General features: G+C 51.8%; 16 protein-coding genes. 10 read left to right on the forward strand and 6 right to left on the reverse strand.

The window, feature by feature from the left end; translation table 11 throughout:
• The first annotated feature begins 334 nt into the window (after positions 1 to 334).
• A complete protein-coding gene (gene queD / locus BZG20_RS11245) occupies positions 335 to 697 on the forward strand; it encodes a 6-carboxytetrahydropterin synthase QueD (protein WP_046073079.1) in 363 nt (120 codons plus the stop codon).
• Positions 698 to 767: 70 nt separating this feature from the next.
• On the opposite strand, the gene queE is transcribed toward queD, so the two are convergent.
• Entirely contained in the window at positions 768 to 1,433 is a 666-nt protein-coding gene (gene queE, locus BZG20_RS11250; RefSeq protein ID WP_077579052.1) for a 7-carboxy-7-deazaguanine synthase QueE, read from the reverse strand.
• Positions 1,434 to 1,697: 264 nt separating this feature from the next.
• Between queE and BZG20_RS11255 the strand changes: the two genes are divergently transcribed.
• The gene (locus BZG20_RS11255) at positions 1,698 to 2,912 is read left to right on the forward strand and encodes an ROK family transcriptional regulator (RefSeq protein WP_077579053.1); all 1,215 of its coding nucleotides are present in this window, start codon (positions 1,698 to 1,700) and stop codon (positions 2,910 to 2,912) included.
• Between the two features lie 123 nt (positions 2,913 to 3,035).
• Here BZG20_RS11255 and sstT read toward each other — a convergent pair whose 3' ends face one another.
• The 4 genes from sstT to BZG20_RS11275 form a co-directional block, all read right to left on the reverse strand.
• Positions 3,036 to 4,253 (reverse strand): serine/threonine transporter SstT, encoded by a 1,218-nt coding sequence (gene sstT, locus BZG20_RS11260; protein ID WP_046073082.1) that lies wholly within the window; start codon positions 4,251 to 4,253, stop codon positions 3,036 to 3,038.
• Positions 4,254 to 4,560: 307 nt separating this feature from the next.
• Positions 4,561 to 5,235 (reverse strand): ChrR family anti-sigma-E factor, encoded by a 675-nt coding sequence (locus BZG20_RS11265; protein WP_077579054.1) that lies wholly within the window; start codon positions 5,233 to 5,235, stop codon positions 4,561 to 4,563.
• A complete protein-coding gene (locus BZG20_RS11270) occupies positions 5,232 to 5,864 on the reverse strand; it encodes a sigma-70 family RNA polymerase sigma factor (protein ID WP_077579055.1) in 633 nt (210 codons plus the stop codon). Before BZG20_RS11270 ends, BZG20_RS11265 begins: the two co-directional genes overlap by 4 nt.
• A 63-nt stretch (positions 5,865 to 5,927) precedes the next feature.
• Positions 5,928 to 6,497: an LON peptidase substrate-binding domain-containing protein gene (locus BZG20_RS11275; protein WP_108743409.1), complete on the reverse strand. Its 570-nt coding sequence runs from the start codon at positions 6,495 to 6,497 to the stop codon at positions 5,928 to 5,930.
• Between the two features lie 155 nt (positions 6,498 to 6,652).
• On the opposite strand from BZG20_RS11275, the gene BZG20_RS11280 reads away from it, so the two are divergent.
• From BZG20_RS11280 to BZG20_RS11295, 4 genes are all read left to right on the forward strand, one after another.
• Positions 6,653 to 7,450: a MetQ/NlpA family ABC transporter substrate-binding protein gene (locus tag BZG20_RS11280; protein ID WP_077579057.1), complete on the forward strand. Its 798-nt coding sequence runs from the start codon at positions 6,653 to 6,655 to the stop codon at positions 7,448 to 7,450.
• 174 nt (positions 7,451 to 7,624) lie between these two features.
• Positions 7,625 to 8,839, forward strand: a complete 1,215-nt coding sequence (locus BZG20_RS11285) for a multidrug effflux MFS transporter (protein ID WP_077579058.1) — start codon at positions 7,625 to 7,627, stop codon at positions 8,837 to 8,839.
• On the forward strand, positions 8,836 to 9,378 hold the full coding sequence (locus BZG20_RS11290) for a GNAT family N-acetyltransferase (protein ID WP_077579059.1): 543 nt from the start codon (positions 8,836 to 8,838) through the stop codon (positions 9,376 to 9,378). Before BZG20_RS11285 ends, BZG20_RS11290 begins: the two co-directional genes overlap by 4 nt.
• 129 nt (positions 9,379 to 9,507) lie before the next feature.
• Positions 9,508 to 9,933, forward strand: coding sequence for a VOC family protein (locus tag BZG20_RS11295; RefSeq protein WP_241829529.1), 426 nt, complete (start codon positions 9,508 to 9,510; stop codon positions 9,931 to 9,933).
• A gap of 82 nt (positions 9,934 to 10,015) precedes the next feature.
• Here BZG20_RS11295 and bioA read toward each other — a convergent pair whose 3' ends face one another.
• Positions 10,016 to 11,290: an adenosylmethionine--8-amino-7-oxononanoate transaminase gene (gene bioA, locus BZG20_RS11300; RefSeq protein ID WP_198531483.1), complete on the reverse strand. Its 1,275-nt coding sequence runs from the start codon at positions 11,288 to 11,290 to the stop codon at positions 10,016 to 10,018.
• A gap of 108 nt (positions 11,291 to 11,398) precedes the next feature.
• Between bioA and bioB the strand changes: the two genes are divergently transcribed.
• The 4 genes from bioB to bioD are packed head-to-tail and all read left to right on the forward strand — an operon-like array spanning position 11,399 to position 15,130.
• On the forward strand, positions 11,399 to 12,451 hold the full coding sequence (gene bioB, locus BZG20_RS11305) for a biotin synthase BioB (protein ID WP_077579062.1): 1,053 nt from the start codon (positions 11,399 to 11,401) through the stop codon (positions 12,449 to 12,451).
• A 6-nt stretch (positions 12,452 to 12,457) separates the two neighbouring features.
• A complete protein-coding gene (locus BZG20_RS11310; protein ID WP_077579063.1) occupies positions 12,458 to 13,672 on the forward strand; it encodes an 8-amino-7-oxononanoate synthase in 1,215 nt (404 codons plus the stop codon).
• The gene (bioC, locus tag BZG20_RS11315; RefSeq protein ID WP_077579064.1) at positions 13,669 to 14,463 is read left to right on the forward strand and encodes a malonyl-ACP O-methyltransferase BioC; all 795 of its coding nucleotides are present in this window, start codon (positions 13,669 to 13,671) and stop codon (positions 14,461 to 14,463) included. The genes BZG20_RS11310 and bioC overlap by 4 nt, the downstream gene beginning before the upstream one ends.
• Entirely contained in the window at positions 14,456 to 15,130 is a 675-nt protein-coding gene (bioD, locus tag BZG20_RS11320; protein WP_077579065.1) for a dethiobiotin synthase, read from the forward strand. The genes bioC and bioD overlap by 8 nt, the downstream gene beginning before the upstream one ends.
• Positions 15,131 to 15,151: the final 21 nt, after the last annotated feature.

A 15,151-nucleotide genomic window follows, 5' to 3' on the forward strand; every position in this document is an offset into this window, starting at 1 on the left:
TGACGAGCACCAGAGCGAAAACAAGAAAAAGAGCAAGAAGAATTTTGCTCGCAAGGGTCATGCGCATGAGTCAACCATTTGTTATTAAGTTATAGAGTTATCAGTTATAGCCTGTAGCCACTATGTTAAACCCTGAGTGCGCAAGTAAGGGAGTCCCCATATAAAATGTGTGATTTCATCGACGTAAATCGTCCCGTTAGTGAGACACGAGTCCGCATTGTTGGCTGAATGCTAGGTTGGAATGTTACGTGCGCTTAGCCAGTGAGGAATGCGATTGAGTCATCCGGCTAATTTGAGTAGCATGCGGCCTCTTATTGTTGTTGGAAGAGATAAAATGACCACCGAGTTGTTTAAAGAGTTCACCTTTGAAGCGGCACACCACCTTCCTAATGTCCCTGAGGGACATAAGTGTGGTCGCTTACATGGACACTCTTTTATCGTGCGTTTGTACGTAGAAGGTGAGGTGGATCCTCACACAGGTTGGGTAATTGATTTTGCGGAAATCAAAGCGGCGTTTAAGCCTATCTATAACCGCCTTGATCATTATTATCTCAATGAGATTGAAGGGCTAGAGAATCCGACCAGCGAAGTACTCGCACAGTGGATTTGGCAACAAGTTAAGCCAAATTTACCCTTACTCAGTAAAGTGATGGTGAAAGAGACCTGCACCGCCGGCTGTACCTATTACGGTGACTGAGTGTCGTGGCGCTGCGCGAGTCACGCGGTTTTGAGTAACGGCGACCGACCCAAGCCGTTGCTCTCCATGCTCAGGCAATCGCCAGATACTTATGTGTCTGTATCGATAGACGCCAGCCTCGCTGAATGCATGTATCAATGCACAGCTGGGTCGCGCGCGCTTTTTGGCTCACGGGCTGTAATGCAATCGTTGCTGTATCAGCCGGTGGGCAGGTGGCGAGTAGCGCATCAAGCTGATCGATGTCCTTTTCTGTGCCGACCGGGTGCTTTACCTCATTCGCCCGCGCCATCGCTTCCTTAAGCACTGGCAACTTCCCTCGCATATTGATTTTCGGAGACACAGTGACCCACGTATTGGCGGATGCGTGGATAGGGTAGGTGCCGCTCGTTTCTATTTGGCATTGGCAACCTCCCGCTTCTAGCGCATGGGTTAACGGCCTTAAGTCATAAAGACAAGGTTCGCCACCGGTAATCACAATATGGCGCGCGTGGTACCGGCTTAAAATGTCGGCGGTAATCGCATTGCTATCAAGCCAGCACCAAGCGGGAGAATCCTCAGATTTATCAATAATAAAAATTTTGTCTTTCTGATCTTTCTCATCGGTTTCCCAAGTTTGCTTGGTATCGCACCAGGCGCAACCGACAGGACACCCTTGTAAGCGAACAAAAACAGAGGGAACCCCTGTAAACGTGCCTTCGCCCTGAATGGTTTCAAATATTTCGTTGACTCGGTACATGATGGTTTATAGCGATAGATATAAAGCGCCACATTATGCCAATGAATACGACTGAGATCTTGTTTTTTCACGCGTGATTAGCCTTTGAACAGCGTTACTGTTTAAGCGGGTTTTGTGAGTTTGTACGCGATTTCATCGATCTAAAGTGACCCACATCACGGGGTAGCAGCTTGCTGCTTCACAATTAGTTCGCGAAGTAAAAAAATTCACGGAGATAGGTGATATCAGGGGTATCACCATGGCCAAGCAGTTATAGGACAAGGCATGATTATTGGGCAGCCGGGACATATCGACCACATTAAGCGTAAAAATGCGGGCACGATTTATAATTTGATCGACCGCTTTGCGCCGATTTCTCGGATTGAGCTTTCGAAGCGCAGTCAATTGGCGCCTGCCAGTATTACCAAAATTGTCCGGGAGTTGATGGATGCGCACTTGGTCAAAGAAACACAAATACAGGGCACCAGCATGCGTGGCCGGCCCGCTGTTGGTCTGGTGCTGGACAATGAAGGCTGGCAGTTCTTATCGATGCGCCTTGGCCGTGGATATCTCACTATGGCATTGCACTCACTGAGTAGTGAAATCCTTATTCAAGAACGCCATGAAATTGATGTCATGGCGCAGGATGCCTTGCTTTCCACGGTGGTTGAATACGTAAAAGCCTTTTTCTCACGCCACCAACAAACGGTTGATCGTGTTACCAGCATTGCGGTCTCGCTCCCGGGCTTGGTGAACAGCGCCCAAGGTACAGTGATCCAAATGCCGCATTTTGAGGTTGACCATATGCCGCTGGGGCCCGTGTTGCATCGTGAGACCGGGCTGCCCGTATTTGTGGGCAATGATACACGCTCGTGGGCGTTGGCAGAGAAGTTATTTGGCAACGCAAAAGAATCCGATAGCGCGGTACTAGTCGCGGTTCACAATGGCGTCGGCGCGGGGATCATGCTGGAGGGAAAGGTACTCCAGGGGCGTGTTGGCAATGTGGGCGAGCTTGGTCATATTCAGGTTAAGCCTTTTGGTAAACGCTGTTTTTGCGGTAACTATGGTTGCCTGGAAACGGTCGCCAGTCTTTCTGCCGTGTATGAACAGGTACAGACGCTGCTCGATGAGGGGCACGCGAGCCAGTTACAGGGGAAACCGTTAACCATAGAAGCAATCTGTGATGCGGCAGTGGCAGGCGATGGACTCGCGCATCAGGTGATCACGGAGTTGGGGCATCATCTGGGTACGGCTATCGCGATTGTGGTGAATTTATTCAACCCAGAAAAAATACTCTTCGGCGGCGAGTTTAATCGTGCCAAGAGCGTGCTTTATCCGGCGATTATGGAGTGCTTAAAGACGCAAACCATCCCACTGTACAGTAAGCACCTCGTGTTGGAAGAAAGCTATTTTTATACCCAGGCCACCATGCCGGGGGCCGCGATGGTCAAACAAGCCATGTACGATGGCAACTTGCTGATGAAGGTTCTGGAGGGGTAGTGTCGCGCGGTGTGGCACACTGGAAAGACGACAGTCAATAACGGCCTAAGCGCCTAGGCCAGCGATAAAAAAAGCAGGTGACGTGCACCTGCTTTTTTGAAAGTGTTTCTTTAAATAGCCATGTTAACTATTTTTTCTTTCTTCGGCCATGCAAGCTGCCGCGGTAAATACCACATCCGTTGAGCTGTTGAGCCCTGTTTCTGCGGAATCTTGCAAGACGCCAATGGTAAAGCCAATTCCCACGACCTGCATGGCAATCTCTTGTGGGATCCCAAACAAGTTACAGGCCAGTGGGATCAGCAGCAGTGAGCCGCCGGCCACACCGGATGCACCACAGGCCGATACCGCCGCGACAATACTTAGTAGCACCGCAGTGGCGATGTCCACCTCAATGCCCAGCGTATGAACCGCCGCTAACGTTAATACCGTAATGGTAATCGCCGCACCGCCCATGTTGATGGTTGCACCCAGTGGAATAGACACTGAGTAGGTGTCTTCATCCAAATCAAGACGGCGGCACAGTTGCATATTCACCGGGATGTTAGCCGCTGAACTACGGGTAAAGAAGGCGGTTATGCCACTTTCACGTAGGCATTTTAAAACCAGTGGGTATGGGTTTTGACCTGTCTTGAAGTACACAATCGCTGGGTTAACCACGAGTGCGATGGTGAACATACTACCCAATAGCACACCGAGAAGGTGAACATAGCCAGCGAGAGCATCAAAACCACTTTTAGCCAGTGTGCTCGCGACCAAGCCGAAGATACCCAAAGGTGCAAAACGGATCACAAAGCGCACGATCATCGACACGCCTTCTGACACGTCGGAAAACACGCGTTTGGTTTCGTTTGATGCATGGTGTAGGGCAATCCCTAAACCAATCGCCCAGGCTAGGATCCCGATATAGTTGCCGTTCATCAATGCGCTAACGGGATTATCCACGATATTGAAAAGCAGCGTATTCAATACCTGGCCAATCCCTTCAGGTGGTGTGATGCTGGCATCTGTGGTCGCAAATTCCAGGGTCGTGGGGAACAAGAAGCTCATGGTGACTGCCGTCAGCGAGGCAGCAAGCGTACCGACAAGGTACAGACCAATAATAGGGCGCATATTGGCGCGCTGCCCTTGTTTTTGGTTTGCAATGGAAGCCGCCACTAAAACGAAGACCAAAATGGGGGCAACGGCTTTCAACGCGCTGACAAAGAGTTGTCCGAACAGTCCTGCATTCGCTGCCCACTCAGGAGACAGGTATGCAAGGACACCACCGGCAAGAATACCGACAAGGATTTGAAGTACCAACGAGTTGCCTCGGCTGACACTGGCGAGTTGTGTTTGACTCATGTGACTCTCACTTCACTGTGTTTATTATCAATGGCTGTTAATGAATCGTTAGAAGTGACGAATTAAACCAGTTTGATTCACCCGATGTAAAGGGAAAATTACTACTTTGCACTAGTTATGTAGGACTGAGCCGGAGAGTTGTCATTAAGTAAAGGTTTACCAGGTGTAATTATTCTGTTACCGCCACGAGATTAATGGCGATAATGGAGAGCATCGCCGAGCAAATGCACGCATTCCGTTGCCTCTTCAGCATAAAAAAAGGCGGCTTCGCAGCCGCCAGAAGGATAACAACTAACACAGAATTTTTTTAGTAAATCGCATGTCCCACGGTATTGAGTAATTTGCTCACACCTTTGGTGAAATAAAGCGGTGCATCTGCCACCGTGTAGCACAAACACCCTTGTTTGGTGAATGGCGTATGATGATGGCGACTATCGAGCAAAATAAAATCACCCGGTACGTATTCGCCACTTTCATCCTCGAACGTACCATCAAGCAAAAGGGTTAACTCATAGCCTTTGTGCGTGTGCGCAGGCACCGAGCCGCCTTCATCAATATGGAGGAAACTGGCACGTGTTGCCCCTTCATCAAGGTTCAACCGGGCGCGCTGTACTTTGCCAAATGATGACCAGTTAGAATCGCTAAAGCGCTGTAGCGCGCGTGGCAACGTGTAGGTTTTGTTACTCACACTTATTTGTGTTGCACGGACTGGTGTTTGCGCATCGACGGCACCATCATTGGCCGCCGCATCTTCGAAAATGGCAGCAAGCATTTCGTCTTCAGCCGCATAATCCCAATCAGCAACGGTTATTTCTTCCTCGTCGAACGCTGTATCTGCAAGCGAGGCTTCTGCAGCGGCGACATATGCCTGGCATTCCTGGCAGAGCTCAACATGTGCTGACAACGCAATCGCCATCGAGGTGGGCAGTTTGCCAGCGGCAAACGCGTCAAGTAAGTCGGTCGATGGGTGATATTTAATCATTGTTTAACCTCCAGGTGATTGCGGAGCTTTTCCAGACCTAAACGCAATCGGGATTTTACGGTGCCCAACGGCACGTTTAACTGTTCTGACAACTCTTGGTGGGTAAGCTGTTTCAGGTAAACGCCTCTCACCACTTGTTGTTGCACGTCGGGTAACTCATCAATGAACGACAGCAACTCTTGATCCATCATATATTGCGCACCAGCATCCGACTCATTGTCCTGCTGGCCAGATTCGAGCACGGGCCAAATATCATCACTGAAGTTGTCTTCCCGGTTCGATTGCACCTTACGCAACATGTCAAAGCTAATGTTACGCATGATGGTAAAGACCCATGTCGTCGCTGCGCCTTTATCAGCGTTGTACAAATGCGCTTTTCGCCACACAACCAACATGGTTTCCTGCACAAGCTCCATCGCTTGCCCATCAGCACGGAGATGCTTGGCGCCGTAAGAGCGAATCTTAGGGCCAAAAAACCGGAACAGGCGCTCGAAGGCAACACGGTCACGGTCTTCCGAGACTTTCAATAATAATGCAGACAACTCTTCCTTCGTCACGTCAGTCATGTTGGCACGCGTGTCCCGTCTGGAAATGGTGGTCTCAGTATACATGGTTTGTGGCGCAGTCATAGTTGAGTCCTATCTGTCGTAGCCGTCCATTTGGCTACCAGTACGTGGGTAGCAGTGATTGGATCACTCGACTTCCTCTTCGAGCAGCTGACTGATAAATTGTTTCGCTTCTTCTGCTGACTCTTGAGCAATAAACCATTGTTTTTGCGCATTAGAAAGCGGCAAAATTTCGAGCCAGCGCTGACAGCTCCAGGTTAAATCTTCGAAATGAGGCGCTTCATATTGTTCTGCGTGTTCAGGGTGAGCGGCAAAGACGTGTTTGAGCCCTGAGGCGATACGCGCTTTGTTGTCGGCTTGCGCCTCACCCAAATGCTCATCATGAGGCCAATCATTGAGTGCGCGCACATCGCCTACCCAAAGTTTGTCCGCTTCTTGGTCCGTCGACATAATTTCTACCCGCTGGCGACCGGCGATCGTGATACCCAGCAAGCCGTCGGGCAGTGTTTCGAAATCGACGATGTCGACTAAGGTGCCGTACTTGTAAAGACGCTTTCCCTGCATCATTGCCAGCACAAATCCTTCTTGATTCGCTGAGCACTCACGGACGAGGCGTAAATAACGAGGTTCAAAAATGCGCAGTTTGGCTCTGCCTCCCGGCAACAAAAACAGGGGCAAAGGAAACAGCTTAGTCATACTCATGCCTCCTTCTATCGATTTAACATGTCTTCCATTACGCGTAGGGCAATGGATGCGATCAAGCCGGCCCTTGTATCAAGCTAATCGTATTGACATTAATCACCCATGTGGCATTCTAGATGTCTAAATGGCCAATTAGCAAGGTGAAGGGAATGAAGATAAAACAACTCAGCGCAAGTCTCGCGATACTTCTCGCGGCGGTATTCCTCTCAGGGTGTTCCGACCAAACTGAAACCATTAAAATTGGCGCAACGGTCGGTCCCCACGCGCAAGTGGTTGAATCGGTGGCTGAGCAAGCGAAAGAAGAAGGGATTGATGTTGAAGTCGTAGAGTTCTCTGATTACATCTCGCCTAATGCAGGGTTAGCGGATGGTAGTTTGGATTTAAACAGTTATCAGCATCAGCCGTTTCTCGACAATTTCAACCAAAACCACGATAGCGAGTTGGTAGCGATTGGTCGCTCAATCTTAATGCGGATGGGGATTTATTCTGACAAAGTCGACAAGGTCGAGGCGTTAGCGAATGGCGCACAAATTGCGATCCCCAATGATCCCACAAATGCGGGTCGCGCGCTGTTATTGCTGGAAGACGCAGGATTGATTACGTTGGCTGACAATGTTGGCTTTAAAGCCACGCTGCAAGATGTTCAATCCAACCCTAAACAGCTCGAATTTGTGGAAGTAGAAGCGGCACAGCTGCCTCGCAGTTTGCAAGATGTCGATGCCGCGGCGATCACCATGAATTATGTGATGTCATCAGGGCTCGATCCGAGCGAGCAGGGCATTTTCTTGGAATCTAAAGATGCGCCTCTCGCCGTTATGGTGGTGGCCGCACGCAAAGACGATCAAGATAACCCGACGTATCAGCGATTACTCGCGTTATTCCAGTCCGACAAAACACGTCAGTTTTTGCAAGATACCTTTAATGGCACCATAGAGCCTGCGTTTTAATTTATTGTCACCCAGTGAAATCGGCCAGTGCAACGCTGGCCGATGGCCAAACGTCACTATTTGTTTACCACTCATACAGTTATTACTGTTACCATAGTGATCTATCGGTGATCCACAATGTGCTAGGATCGCGACGTCTACCTCCCCACATCAATAAAACGCATAGGAAACTGGATGCAATCGGCTAGTCGCCCATTTAATTGGTCGCCCGTATTGCTGGCATGCCTGACCGTCAGCATTGGGCAATTCAGCATGGGCTTAGTATTTCCGTCTTTGCCCTGGATCGCCCGAGATTTCAACCTCAGTATGGACAATGTCCAACTGCTAATCTCTGCCTATCTACTTGGCTTTGGACCATCACAGTTTATCTATGGGCCTATCTCAGATGCGCTTGGCCGTCGCCGCGTGTTGTTAGCCGGTGTGTTGCTTTCACTGATTGGCTTAACCGTGATGGTGAGTTTTAGCGCCAGCTTCACTGGCCTGGTCATTGGCCGCTGCATCCAAGGAATGGGCACCGGTTGCTGTGCCGTGCTCTCGCGTGCCTTTACCCGTGACTCGTATTCTGGGGATCAACTACCGCAAGCCATGTCATATTTGATTATGGTGGCGTCTTTGACCCCGATTGTGGCGCCCGTTATTGGCGGGTTCGTTAACCACAATCTAGGCTGGCTGGCGATCTTTATTTTGCTGATGGTGTACACCAGCATGGTGTGGTGCGTACTGTTTTTCCTGTTTAAAGAAAGCATGCATACTCGTTCACCGTTGCCCAATGTGAAGGTGATTCTCGGCCGTTATGGCGCATTGTTAAAAACACCGTATTTTCTCTATTTCGCCAGTATTAGCTGGGTGAATTTTACCTTGGTGATCACCACGGTGTCGCTGATGCCATTTTTAATGCAAGAGCGCATCGGTATGACCTCGGATCAATATGCGCTGTGGGCGCTTATTCCGACCTGTGGCTTATTGTTAGGGAGTGCGCTGGTTTCGCGCATTCGGCCGCGTTTGGGCACCAAGCGTATGCTGTTGATGGCACCGGTGATGCAGCTCATTTCTGCGGTTTGGTTATGGCTCACCCCGATGGACCCGTTACTGCTGATGATTGGGCAGTTCTTTATGGTGTTTGGCAATGGGATTGCGCTGCCGTGCGCCCAATCGCAGGTGATGCAACCTTACTCTAACCAAGCCGGCACCGTCGCTGCGCTCTCCGGTGGTGGACAGATGATTATTTCTGCGTTGATGAGTATGGCGCTATTGAGCTTGGGCGTTAGCGAAGCATGGCACCTTGGTGTGGTAGTGGGTGTGTGCGCGCTGCTTTCCGTACACAATATCTTCCGCGGTTTTGCGGCACCGAAAGTCAACGTCGCCAGTACCCCGAGTGAGGCATCATGACAAATACAACATTGGAAACGGGCCTGTTTCCGCTGACAACCCCACGCCTGAGCATGCGGCCAATGGTCAAAGCGGACTGGCCGTTGTTCCACCGCCTACACACAGACAATGCCGTGATTGCGCAATGTTTTGACCCGATGCCACTGGATGAGATTGAAACCCGATTTGAGCAACGGCTTACGCCCTGGTCTCCTGACGCTAAGCACTGGTTGTGCTTGGTAATCGTAGAGACGGTGACGCAAACGCCAATCGGCGTCACCGGTTTTTTACTTGAGCAGGGTGTCGCGGAAGTCGGCTATTTACTGTTGCCGCCTTATCACGGGCGTGGCTATGGGACTGAGTCTTTGCAGGCCGTCACCGATTTTGCCATTCATCATGGTGATGCGCGAATCATCAACGCGACGGTAACCGCCGGTAATCTTTCCTCTGCGCGCGTGCTAGAAAAGGTAGGGTTTCAACTCAGCCGGATTGACCCCGATGCCTTCTCTATCGGCGGAGTGTTTTACGACGACTGGATCTATACCTATACCGCAGCATGAATTAAATGTTTTCCCCAGATCACTGATTTTGTTTTGTTCGTTGACCTCAAGTTATCTTGAGGTTTTATCCTTGCCTTCGATGTTTAGCTTTCCAAGCTCAGTTTTCGATAGCACGGATAAAGGGAATGAATGATGACAACAATCGAACACGTCAATATCACTGTGGTGGACATGGAGGCGGCGTTAGCGTTTTTGGCGGTGGCTGTCCCCGATTTTAAAGTTCGCCAAGATGCCCAGTCGCCAAAAGGATATCGTTGGGTGCATGTGGGCAATGAGCACTGCTATTTTGCGCTGCAAGAGCCCAACCCAAGCTCAGAGCCCAGCATACAGCCACGTAGTACCTATAAATCTCAAGGCGTGAACCATATTGGGCTGATCATTGATGACATCGATACCATCCGCGAACGCTTGCTTGAAAAAGGTTATCAACCCAATGGTTCAATGGCGCACGAAACCCACCGCAAGCGGATGTACTTCTATGATAAAGCCGGTTTTGAGTGGGAATTGGTCGCTTACTCATCCGACAAACCGGAAGAAAGGTATCTCTACGAGTAACGCACAAAGCCGCACTGCTCGCTTTCCCAAAGAGAAAAACACCGCCCATCATCAACGGGGCGGTGTGTGCGTCATCGACTCTCTACTCACCAAAAAACTGCTTAATTGCGGTGATCATGCCTTGAGTGAGTTGGTGGAGTTGGTCGTCGCGGATGCAATAAGGTGGCATCACATACACCAGTTTGCCGAACGGGCGAACCCAAATGCCTTGGGCGGTCATTAAGGGCTGAATATCGGCCAGATTCACCGGTTCGGTCAGCTCTATCACGCCAATTGCGCCAAGCACACGCACGTCCGCCACACACTCGAGGGCGCGAGCAGGCGCTAAGCCGGTTTTTAGCTGCTTCTCGATGTGCGCGACGGTCTGCGGCCAGTCACTTTCCAGCAAGGTATCAATGCTGGCGCAGGCCACGGCACAGGCGAGTGGATTGCCCATAAAAGTGGGGCCGTGCATAAAACAGCCTGCATCACCGCTACAGACCGTATCGGCCACATGGCGGGTGGTTAGCGTGGCGGCCAAGGTCATGTAGCCGCCGGTCAGTGCCTTGCCGACGCAGAGTATATCTGGGCTGATCCCCGCGTGGTCGCAGGCAAATAGTTTTCCTGTTCGGCCAAAGCCAGTCGCGATTTCATCCACAATTAGCAGTACATCAAATTCGTCGCACAAGGCGCGCACTTGACGCAGGTATTCAGGGTGATAAAAACGCATACCGCCTGCGCCTTGCACGATGGGCTCTAAGATCACGGCAGCGAGTTGACCGTGATGCGTGGCGAGTGCTTCGCGCATAGGCTGTATGTCGCTAGGATCCCACTCACCGTCAAAGCGGCTTTGTGGCGACGGCACAAAATGATGCTGGGGCAGAAACCCTTTGTAGAGTTTGTGCATCGAATTATCAGGATCCGTCACCGACATGGCAGCGAACGTGTCGCCATGATAGCCATGACGCAAGGTCAAAAACTGTGCGCGCGATTCGCCGCGTCCCTGCCAATATTGCATCGCCATTTTAAGCGCGACTTCTACTGACACAGATCCTGAATCGGCCAAAAAGACTTGCGTGAGCGGGGCGGGTGAATGCGCGACCAAGCGTTCGCAAAGCGATACCGCGGGCTGGTGGGTGAGACCGCCAAACATCACATGCGACATTTTATCAATTTGCTGATGCGCCGCGGTGTTCAAAGCAGGGTGGTTGTAGCCGTGAATGGCTGCCCACCACGATGACATACCATCAATCAGAACAGTGCCATCTTCAAGATGGAGCTCGGCGCCGCTTGCGTGTGAGACGGGCAAGCAAGGCAAAGGGTCGAGCGTTGAGGTGTAGGGGTGCCAGATATGCTCGCGGTCAAAATGTGTGTCTATGCTCATAAATGAACCAGATGTAAACCAGTGTTAACTTGTTGTGTTGACAGGTTAACGTCTGTGGGTAGACTAGCCAAGCATTAAAACGACAACAACGGGGAAAACCGCGTGGAAATAAGACACAACTGGACCGCACAGGAAGTGCAAGCATTGTTCGATAAACCCTTCATGGATTTGCTGTTTGAAGCGCAGCAAGTGCATCGTGAATACCATCCTGCCAACCAAGTGCAAGTCAGCACACTGTTATCGATCAAAACCGGCGCGTGTCCAGAAGATTGCAAGTATTGTCCGCAAAGTGCGCGGTATCACACCGATGTTGAGAAAGAGCGCTTAATGGAAGTGGAACGCGTGCTCGAAGCGGCAGAAAAAGCCAAAGCTTCAGGCGCGACGCGCTTTTGCATGGGGGCCGCCTGGAAAAACCCCAAGCAACGCGATATGCCGTATTTGCTCGATATGATCCAAGGCGTCAAAGGATTAGGGTTGGAAACCTGTATGACTCTGGGCATGTTGGATGCGGAGCAAGCCAAGACCTTGTCCGAGGCGGGTTTGGATTACTACAACCACAATCTCGATACCTCACCTGAGTTTTACGGCAACATTATTACCACGCGGACGTACCAAGAACGCCTCGATACCTTATCCAACGTGCGAGACGCGGGAATGAAGGTGTGTTCCGGCGGCATTATTGGGCTGGGCGAAAGTGCTCGCGATCGCGCTGGTTTGCTGGTTGAACTCGCCAACATGCCGGCTCACCCAGAAAGCGTGCCAATCAACATGCTGGTCAAAGTGAAAGGCACACCGCTTGAGAACGTCGATGACGTCGACCCGTTCGATTTTGTCCGCATTATTGCGGTGGCGCGGATCATGATGCCCAAATCGGCAGTGCGGCTGTCTGCCGGCCGCGAAGATATGAACGAGCAAATGCAAACCTTGTGCTTTATGGCTGGCGCGAACTCGATCTTCTACGGCTGCAAGCTGTTGACCACACCAAACCCGGATGAAGACGCGGATATGCAGCTATTTAAAAAGCTGGGTATTAATCGCGAAGCGGTCAGCCAAAAACCCGATCAAGTCACTGAGCACGACTTACTTGAGCAAGTGGCCGAGCGAGTGGCAGCGCGCCCGCAAGAGGGCGATTTGTTCTACGACGCCAGTGTCTAAGTCCCCATGACTGATACAACATCAGCGCTGACCCGTCGTTACCAAGGCGAGCTGGCCGCACGCCAGCAACAAGGCTTATGGCGGCAAAGTGGTGACAATGCCGTCGCCGAGTCATGGCGCAACTTTGCGGGAAATGATTACTTGGGCCTTGCGCAAGACCCGCGACTGGTGAAAAGGGCGCAGCAGCACCTTGAACGCTGGGGTGTGGGTGCAACGGCCTCGCCGGTGGTATCTGGTTTTACCGCGGCGCATCAATCCCTTTGTGATCAGCTGTGTGACTGGCTCGGTTATCCGCAAGCGTTACTGTTTAACAGTGGTTTTGCCGCCAACCAAGCCTTGCTCTTTACGCTGTTAGGTAAAGACGATGTCTTGTTTCAAGACAAACTCAACCATGCCTCCTTGATTGAGGCTGGCGTATTGAGCCCTGCCACACAGCGCCGTTTTCGTCATAACGACATGGCACACCTTCGCCAACTGCTCGCAAAGCAAATCCAGCCTTCCGCATCGCTGATTGTCTCAGAAGGGGTATTCAGCATGGATGGTGATGTATCGCCAACCGAAAGCCTTGCCGCGATTGCCAACCAATCGGGGGCGCTCTGGGTACTGGATGATGCGCATGGGATTGGCGTGTTAGGGCAAGAAGGTGAGGGCAGTATCAGTCGTGGCGCACGGCCGGATATTTTAATCGTGACATTTGGAAAAGCCCTGGGCATCGCTGGGGCGGCAGTGCTGGCTTCTCCCACCATTATTGATTATTTGCGTCAGTTTGCGCGCCATTATGTGTATTCGACCGCCATGCCACCTGCGCAAGCGGCACTCGTTGAGGATGCGATTAGGCTGGCACGAACAGAGCACTGGCGGCGAGAAACACTCAGCGCTCATGCCGAACAGTTAACGCAAGGCCTCCACGACTGGTTAGAGACGACGTCTGCTTTCGAACCGCACGCTTTAAATACGCAGCCCTTCCCGCAACTGCTCGCGACGCCTAGCCCTATCAAGCCGCTGATTATCGGTGATTTGGCAGCGTTACAGCAGGTGAATCACGCCTTGATGAAGGCGCATATTCGGGTCGGGGCGATTCGGCCACCGACTGTACCTGCCAACACTGCACGTCTGCGGATCAGCTTGTCGGCACAGCATCAAAAAACAGATATCACCGCACTGATCGAGGCGCTGAAGCCGGTATTAGCAAGCGACAAAGCGTCCGAGGTGACGCCATGATCGTCGCCGATAAACAAGCGATTGCCCGCGCGTTTGGTCGCGCCGCGTCCCATTATGATGACAGTGCAACGCTGCAGCGCCGTGTCGGCCATCGGTTAATGGCATTGGCTGAGTCAGAGCGGAAAGCTGTCCGACATGGCACCGTCTTAGATGTCGGCTGTGGCACCGGCTATTTCACCCAGCAGTGGATGACTCACGCTAGGACAGTGATTGGACTGGATCTCAGCGCCCCTATGCTTGCGACGGCAAAAGCGCGCTGCGGCAATGCCATGCTAGGCGTACAAGCTGATGCGGAGCATTTGCCACTGGCCGACAACAGTGTCGATCTGGCATTTAGCTCGTTAGCGCTGCAATGGTGTGACGATTTGCATGTGCCATTGGCGGAGCTGAGTCGGGTCGTCAAACCCGGCGGGAAAATTCTTGTCTCGACACTGCTCACCGGATCACTGTGTGAACTCGACAGCGCGTGGCAACAAGCATGCGGCACATCACGGGTGAACCGCTTTATCACGTTGTCTGGATTACAGCAGGCGACCCAACGCGCCGGGCTTAGGCACGCAACCGTGTTGCAAGAAAGCGAACAGCTCACCTTTGCCAATGCCCATGCGGTGATGAAAAGCTTAAAAGGCATTGGCGCCACTTATCGCCCCCAAGGGGCGGGGCAGCAAGGGCTGGCGACAAGAGCGCAGTTTAGCGCGGTAGAAAAGGCGTATCAGCGTTTTGCACTTGCCGCCAACAACTTACCGGCGACCTATCAAATTGGCTACATAGTGATTAACCACCATGCATGACAGTTATTTTATTACCGGCACCGACACCGAAGTGGGGAAAACCTATACCACGGCGGCGCTGTTGCACGCTTTTATCAAACAAGGTTATCAAGCGGTGGGCTATAAACCTGTCGCTGCTGGTGCCGATTTAGCGCCTGAACATCAACTAAATAGTGACGCTGTCACTTTGCAGCACGCCAGTGCGATCGCATTGCCGTATGCCGCTATCAACCCAGTGTTGTTAGAAACGCCGTGCTCGCCGCACTGGGCGGCGGTGTTAGCCAACAAGCCAATCGATACCCAGATGCTGAGCGATGGGCTCGCGCATTTAAAACAGCAGGCCAGTCCGGTATTGGTAGAGGGCGCCGGCGGTTGGCAAGTGCCACTCAGTGAGACTGAAACGCTGGCCGATTGGGTGGTTGCCCACCAACTGCCAGTGATCATGGTGGTGGGGATTAAACTTGGCTGTTTAAACCATGCTTTACTCACCGCAGAGGCCATACGTGCACGCGGGCTTAGGTTAGCCGGATGGGTGGCAAACGCCGTTGATCCCAAGGCGCAGCACAGTGACGAAATGGTGCGCTATCTTGACGCGCATTTAGATGCGCCTTGTCTGGGGCGCTTGCCGTTTGCTGCCGATGCCTCGCCAGCACAATGCGCGAGCCACTTAGATATTAAGCCGTTGTAAACATATTGCGAGAATGTAGCG

The organism is Salinivibrio sp. IB868 (assembly GCF_001995655.1).
Taxonomy (GTDB): domain Bacteria; phylum Pseudomonadota; class Gammaproteobacteria; order Enterobacterales; family Vibrionaceae; genus Salinivibrio; species Salinivibrio siamensis.